Source organism: Luteibacter sp. P1_D3, from assembly GCF_056406135.1.
In genome coordinates, this window is record NZ_JBFUAT010000072.1 from 1 (window position 1) to 7110 (window position 7110).

Below are 7110 nucleotides of genomic sequence, written 5' to 3' on the forward strand. Positions count from 1 at the left end.
CCCTCGTACAGATCGTCGCGCGTTTCCTTCGTCATCGACGGTCCCTCGTACAGATCGTCGCGCGTTTCCTTCGTCATCGACGGTTTGAATTCGCGATCGACTGCCCAGCGCTTGGTGATGTCGCTCTGGTCTTTCCAGAACCCGACCGCGAGACCGGCGAGGTAGGCCGCACCCTGTGCCGTGGTTTCCTGCACCTTCGGACGCAACAGCGGCACGCCGAGGATGTCCGCCTGGAACTGCGCCATGAAGTCGTTGGCGATCGCACCGCCATCGGCGCGCAGTTCCTTCAGCTCGATACCCGAATCGATCTGCATCGCTTCGAGCACGTCGCGCGTCTGGTAAGCCATCGACTCGAGCGCGGCACGAATGAACTGCTCCTTCGTCGTGCCACGTGACAGGCCGAACACGGCGCCGCGCACATCGCTTCGCCAGTACGGCGCACCGAGACCGACGAACGCGGGCACGAAGTACACGCCATCGTTGTCCTTCGCACGTTCCGCATACGACTGCGAGTCCGCCGCCTTGCCGAGCATGCGCAGGCCATCGCGCAGCCACTGGATGACGGAACCGGCAACGAAGATGCTGCCTTCGAGCGCGTACTCGACCTTGCCGTTGAGACCCCACGCGATCGTGGTGAGCAGGCCGTTCTTCGAACGCACCGCTTTGTCACCGGTGTTCATCAGCATGAAGCAGCCGGTGCCATAGGTGTTCTTGGCCAGACCCGGCTCGAAGCAGGCCTGTCCGAAGAGGGCCGCCTGCTGGTCGCCCGCGATACCGGCAATCGGCACTTCGCGGCCGAAGAAATGCTTCGCCAGCGTGTTGCCGTAGACCTCGCTGGACGATTTCACTTCGGGCAGCATGGCGCGCGGCACGTTGAGCATCTTGAGCAGCTCGTCGTCCCATTCGCGCTTGAAGATGTCGTACATCAGCGTGCGCGAGGCGTTGGTGTAATCGGTGACGTGCACCTTGCCGCCGGTGAGGTTCCAGATGACCCAGGTGTCGATCGTGCCGAACAGCAGCTCGCCCTTCTCCGCCCGCTCCTGCGCGCCTTCGACATGATCGAGGATCCAGCGCACCTTGGTACCGGCGAAGTACGCATCGATCAACAGACCGGTCTTCTCGCGCACCATCGGGTCGAAACCATCGGCCTTGAGCTTGTCGCAGATGTCGGCGGTCTGCCGCGACTGCCACACGATGGCGTTGTAGATCGGCTGGCCGGTGCTCTTCTCCCAGACCACCGCGGTTTCGCGCTGGTTGGTGATGCCGATACCTTCGATGGCGCTGGCGTCGATGCCGGAACTGCTGATGACCTCGGTCATCGTCGACAGCACGCTGGTCATGATCTCGCGCGGGTTGTGCTCGACCCAACCCGGCTGCGGGAAGATCTGCGGAAACTCGCGCTGGGCCGTGCCGGCGATGTTGCCGTCATGGTCGAAGAGCATGGCACGCGAGCTGGTGGTTCCCTGGTCGATCGCCAGGATGTAGCGCTTGTCCTTGGACGTTTCCATTGCTGGCCTCACCGAGTGGTCTGGTTGGAAGAGTTGCGACCGGCCGCCTGGCGCGCTTCTTCAAGCGCACGCTGGCGTGCCGGCAGGAAGGGATGCACGAGCAGCTGGTAGGCGCCGCCGCCAACGACACCACCGATCAGCGGGCCGACGATCGGCACCCACCAGTAGTTGTCGGGCGAAGGCAATGCGGACGAACCCCAGCCGGCGAAGAAGGCGAACAGACGGGGACCGAAGTCACGCGCCGGGTTGATCGCCCACGCTTCGAGGTAGCCCATCGAGGCGCCGATGGTGGCCACCAGCAGGCCGATGATCAGCGCACCGCTGTTCGCACCCGGGGCGGTCTCGTTGTACTGCTCGGTGATGGCGAAGATGCCGAACAGCAGGAAGGCCGTCAGGATGACCTGGTCGAGCAGCGCGTGCATCGGAGTGATGGCGAGGCCCGGATGCGTGAAGAACACGCCGGCCGCACCGCCCGCTTCGCGGGTCAGGTTATGCGTCTCGTTGAAATGGTCGATGACCGGTCCGAACAGGACGTAGACGATGGCCGCACCGAGGAAGGCGCCGATGACCTGGGCGATCCAGTACGGCACGACCTTCTTCCACGAGAAATCGCGGAAGATCGCCAGGGCCAGTGTGACTGCAGGATTGGCATGCGTACCCGACACCGAGGCGGTCGCGTAGATCGCAATGGTGACCGCAAGGCCCCAGGCGATACAGACGCCCCAATAGGCATTGAGGTAGGGACTAGGGTCGTAGAGCACGTACATGCACGCTACGGAATCGCCGAACGCAATGATGATGAACATTGCGAGGGCTTCGGAAATCAGCTCGCCTATCTGTTGTCGCATGATCCGTCTCTCCATCGGGTTTCATGGCTGGGAAGCGCCGGTGGGCGCTACGGGTGGGTGGCAGCCCCCTGGGGGACACGCCGGTTCAGGTACTCGGTGAGGCGACGCACGTCATCGGGGCCGACACGCAGGCCGATCTTGCTCCGTCGCCACAGGATGTCCTCGGCTTCGGTCGCCCACTCGTGGCGGACCAGGTAATCCACCTCCGCCTGGTAGAGATCCGAACCGAAATATTCGCCCAGCGCGGCGAGACCGTTAGCCTCGCCCAGCAGATCGCGGGCGCGTGTGCCGTACATGTGCGTGAGCCGCCAGGCAAAGGTCTCAGGCAGCCACGGACGCGATGAGCGGATGTCGTCGGTAAGCGCATCGATATCGCGCTCGCCGCCGCCGGGAAGCGGGCGTGCGTCGGCCGTCCACGCGGGCTTGTCGTTGCCCAGCAGGGGCGCGAGCTTGTCGACGGCCTCTTCGGAGAGCTTGCGGAACGTGGTGAGCTTGCCGCCGAAGACATTGAGCAGCGGCGCGCCGTCCGTATCGATGTCGAGCAGGTAATCGCGCGTGACTTCCGACGCGCTGCCGGATTCGTCCTGCAACAGCGGGCGTACGCCGCTATAGCTCCACACGACATCGGAGGGCGTGAGCTGCTTCTTGAAGTAGCGGTTCACGGCCTCGCACAGGTACTGCGTTTCCTCGGCCTCGATCACCGGATGCGAGGGGTCCGCCTTGTATTCGATATCCGTCGTGCCGATCAGCGTGAAGTCGCGCTCATACGGAATGGCGAAGACGATGCGGCGATCCGGCTGCTGGAAGATGTAGGCATAGCGATGATCGAAGATCTTCGGCACGACGATGTGGCTGCCCTTGATCAGGCGCAGCGTGTGCGAATGCTTCAGGTGGACCACGTCGTCGAGGAAGGTCGCCGCCCAGGGGCCGGCGGCATTCACCAGCGCGCGCGCCTTGACGAAGTGACGGCTGCCGTCGCGTGCTTCGAGCTCGGCCGTCCAGCCATCCGCATCGCGGCGTGCGCTGATGCACTTGGTGTGCGTCTCGATCTTCGCGCCACGGTGCACGGCATCCATCGCGTTGAGCACGACAAGGCGCGCATCCTGCACCCAGGCATCGGAGTAGACGAAGCCCTGGTGGAACTCGCTGCGCAGCGGCTCGCCGGTCACGTGCTTGGCGAAACGAACACGACGCGATCCGGGCAGCGTGCGCCGGCCGCGTCCCAGATGGTCATAGAGGAAGAGCCCGATGCGGATCATCCATGCCGGGCGCAGGTGCGGCTGGTGCGGAAGGATGAAGCGCAGCGGCCAGATGATGTGCGGTGCAGCCCTCAACAGGACCTCGCGCTCGGCCAGCGCCTTGCCGACCAGGGCGAACTCGAACTGCTCGAGGTAACGCAGCCCGCCGTGGATCAGCTTGGTCGCCGCGCTCGACGTATGCGAAGCCAGGTCATCGCGCTCGCACAGCCACACCGACAGCCCGCGCCCTACCGCGTCACGCGCGATTCCGACGCCATTGACGCCACCACCGACCACTAGAACATCGACCTGCTCGACCATCGCGCACTCCGCTTGGCTGGAGGCACCGTTTCACTGAGAGGGTAGCGCCTTGTTCGGCTATGTTCGTTTTTCTCTACGAAACGCCCGATGGGCTCAGAAAACGAACATTTCACACTATCAGCAAGCGGCGCCTGCGTTAAAAGTGAGCATATTCGAACATAAACGAACATGGCACGCTGCACTGCAACGCGACGTTTGTTTGAAACAGTCAGCGACGATCAGGGTGATTATGGGCGCCGCGCTATCGAGCGACCAGCTAATTCACTGGAATGATTGACTATTCGCACAAGGGTCACACCGAACCCTCCCGACATCCGTCCCTCCCAGCCCACATTTCGTCCCCGAAAGACATCCGTTGGACCCCTTCAGGTGGCTCAGAAGGCGCGGACCAGCAAGGATCTTTCGTCAATGACTCCGGGGGAACTCCAACGTGCCTGACCGCGACCTGCCCGAACCGGCACCGACCGCTCTTCGTCCACAAGGCAGCATCGTGCCGCTGCTCGTCATCGCCGGGCTTCTTGGTTTGGCGCACGTACTGACCAACGGGCAGTACGGCTTTCACCGCGATGAGCTCCAGTTTCTGACCGACGCCCAGCATCTGGATTGGGGCTTCGTACCCTACCCGCCGCTGACGTCCGCGCTCGTGTTTGTGGGGTTGAAGACATGTGGGCTCTCCCTGGTCGGGCTGCGCTTGTTCTCGGTCGTGGCGCAGAGCGTGGTGATCCTGGTCAGCGGACTCATGGCGCGTGAGCTGGGTGGCAGCCGCCAGGCCCAGGCCTTTGCGGCGATCGCCGTCGGGCTGTCGCCGGTCGCCATGGCGAATGCCACGATGTTTCAGTACACCTCATTCGACATGCTGTGGTGGGTGTTAGTCGCGTGGAGCGTGATTCGGCTCCGCCGCGACGATGATCCGCGCTGGTGGGTGATGATCGGCCTGTTTGCCGGCCTTGGATTGCAGACCAAGTACTCGATCGCATTCGAGCTGGCAGGCGTCCTGGCGGGTGTGCTGCTAACCGACGCACGGCGATACCTCGCTGGTCGGTGGCTTTGGGTGGGCGTGGGCGTGGCGCTACTCGTGTTTGCTCCCAACCTGATCTGGCTCGCCAGGCACGACTTCATTTCCTACCGCTTCCTGGAGAGCATCCACGCCCGCGACGTCAACGAAGGTCGCGCGGAAGGTTTTCTCCGAGACCAGTTTCTGATCAATGCCAACCTGTTCGCCGCGCCCGTCTGGATCGCGGGCCTTTGGGGATACTTCCGCACGCGCCGCTACCGCATGCTCGCCTGGATGTACGTCACTCCGTTGCTGTTATTCATGCTGCTACGGGGCCGCTTCTACTACGTCAGCGCCGCTTACCCGATGCTGCTGGCGATGGGCTCCGTGATGAGCGAGCGCTGGCTGCGCACCCGGCATCAAGCGTGGCGGACAACGATAGCCGTGCTGATCGTCAGCGGCGTGGCGGCTATCGGCATCTACGCAGCGATGATCATCATGCCGATCGCTACCCATGGCTCATTGCGCGACTTTGCGCTGAAGCGGAACGACGACCTGCGCGAGAAAGTTGGCTGGAACGACATGGTGGCGCGCGTGGCTGCCATCAGGGACGCCCTGCCCGCCGAGAAGCAGGTCAACCTGGGCATTGTCGTGGGCAACTACGGCGAACAGGGAGCCATCGCTTTGCTCGGAAAGGCTTACGGCCTCCCTGCACCGATTACCGCGGTCAATTCCGGATGGCTGCGCGGCTATCCGCAGATTCCGCCTCAGACGGTCATCGTGCTGGGGAGTTCGCGTGAGCGCGCCGATGAGCTCTTCGTCGATTGCCGCCTCGCCGGCCACTCCGGCAATACATGGGCGTCGTCAACGAAGAAAGCCGTGATCATCCCGACATCTTCGTCTGCGGTCCTGCGCGCAAGCCGTGGAGCAAGCTTTGGCCTCTTGAGCCCGAATTCGGCTAGAGCGCGAGCGTGGCCTCAGTTGGCCACGTGCAGCTGCGTCCCTGCGGCCTCGAGCACCGGCAGCAGCGGTTCCGGCGGCGTCTTGTCGGTAAACCAGGCGTCTACCCGCGAGAAGTCGCCGAGCCGCACCATCGCGTTACGGCCGATCTTCGTGTGATCGGCACCCAGGTAGACCTGGCGCGAGTGCTCGATGATCGCCTGGGCAACGCGGACTTCGTGGAAGTCGAAATCCAACAGCGTTCCATCGAGCTCGATGCCGGAGATACCGATGATTCCGTAGTCGACCTTGAACTGGCGAATGAGCTCGATCGTCGCCTCGCCGGTAACTCCGCGATCACGGCCACGCACCACGCCACCGGCAACGATCACCTCGAACGTCGGGTTGTCGCTGAGCAGGAGGGCGATGTTGAGGTTGTTGGTGATGACACGGAGGTCGCGATGATCGAGCAAGGCGCGGCCGACGCCCTCGTTGGTGGTGCCCAGGTTGATGAAGAGCGATGAGCCATCGGGAACCTGCTTGGCGATCGACGCGGCGATGCGGTTCTTCTCCGCGGCCTGCAGCGTCTGGCGCGCAGCGTAGGCAACGTTCTCGACACTCGACGAGGGACTCACCCCGCCGTGGTAGCGACGAATAAGGCCGCTGTCGGAGAGCAGGTTGAGGTCGCGACGAATGGTCTGCGGGGCGACGTCGAAATGACTGGCCAGCTCGTCCACACCAACGAAACCTTCGCGTTGAACGATCGCGATGAGTTCTTCCTGCCGGCGGTTCAATCGTGGATCCATCGTTTTCCCGTTACTCCGTGACACAGCGACATGATGCCGGGTCGCAGCGAGAGTGTCATGCGGCGGTTGCGATGAGCCTGAGCTCTTGTAGGAGCCGATTCATCGGCGATCCCGCGGCAGCGGGCCGGGATTCGGCGACCTGGTTATCGCCGATAAATCGGCTCCTACCGCGGGTATTCGTGCAGTGGCGCTTGAGGTCAAATTCCAGGCAAAGAAAAACCCGCCTCCAAAAGGAGACGGGTTGTTCCGGTATAAGGCCCCTGGCGGTGACCTACTCTTGCATGGCTTGAGCCACACTACCATCGGCGCATGCGCGTTTCACTTCTGAGTTCGGGATGGGATCAGGTGGTACCACGCCGCTATGGCCGCCAGGGAAGGGGTGGGAGCAGCGCTTTTTGAGCGCCGGCTCCACAGAGGGTGTAAACGAGTGACAAGCGTCCGGATTCGGAAGCGAGT

At 63.2% G+C, this 7110-nt stretch carries 4 protein-coding genes, 1 rRNA gene and 1 pseudogene; 1 reads left to right on the top strand and 5 read right to left on the bottom strand.

The window, feature by feature from the left end; translation table 11 throughout:
• The 3 genes from glpK to glpD all read right to left on the bottom strand — a co-directional run.
• The coding region (gene glpK, locus AC1DYM_RS22650) for a glycerol kinase GlpK (RefSeq protein ID WP_477342256.1) at positions 1–1508 on the bottom strand (1508 nt) is incomplete at its 3' end.
• Positions 1509–1516: 8 nt separating this feature from the next.
• On the bottom strand, positions 1517–2359 hold the full coding sequence (locus tag AC1DYM_RS22655; RefSeq protein ID WP_046967910.1) for an MIP/aquaporin family protein: 843 nt from the start codon (positions 2357–2359) through the stop codon (positions 1517–1519).
• Between the two features lie 44 nt (positions 2360–2403).
• Positions 2404–3915, bottom strand: a complete 1512-nt coding sequence (gene glpD, locus AC1DYM_RS22660) for a glycerol-3-phosphate dehydrogenase (RefSeq protein ID WP_477342258.1) — start codon at positions 3913–3915, stop codon at positions 2404–2406.
• 649 nt (positions 3916–4564) lie between these two features.
• Between glpD and AC1DYM_RS22665 the strand changes: the two are divergent.
• Positions 4565–4954, top strand: a pseudogene (locus tag AC1DYM_RS22665) (glycosyltransferase family 39 protein); the annotation flags it as partial.
• A 932-nt stretch (positions 4955–5886) separates the two neighbouring features.
• On the opposite strand, the gene AC1DYM_RS22670 reads toward AC1DYM_RS22665, so the two are convergent.
• Both AC1DYM_RS22670 and rrf read right to left on the bottom strand, forming a co-directional pair.
• The gene (locus tag AC1DYM_RS22670) at positions 5887–6654 is read right to left on the bottom strand and encodes a DeoR family transcriptional regulator (RefSeq protein ID WP_477342260.1); all 768 of its coding nucleotides are present in this window, start codon (positions 6652–6654) and stop codon (positions 5887–5889) included.
• A gap of 258 nt (positions 6655–6912) precedes the next feature.
• A 5S ribosomal RNA gene (gene rrf, locus AC1DYM_RS22675) occupies positions 6913–7027 on the bottom strand.
• Positions 7028–7110: the final 83 nt, after the last annotated feature.

Excerpts from the sequence above, each read along its gene's own strand:
- glpD (WP_477342258.1), bottom strand. The coding sequence starts at position 3,915 with ATGGTCGAGCAGGTCGATGTTCTAGTGGTCGGTGGTGGCGTCAATGGC.
- AC1DYM_RS22670 (WP_477342260.1), bottom strand. The coding sequence starts at position 6,654 with ATGGATCCACGATTGAACCGCCGGCAGGAAGAACTCATCGCGATCGTT.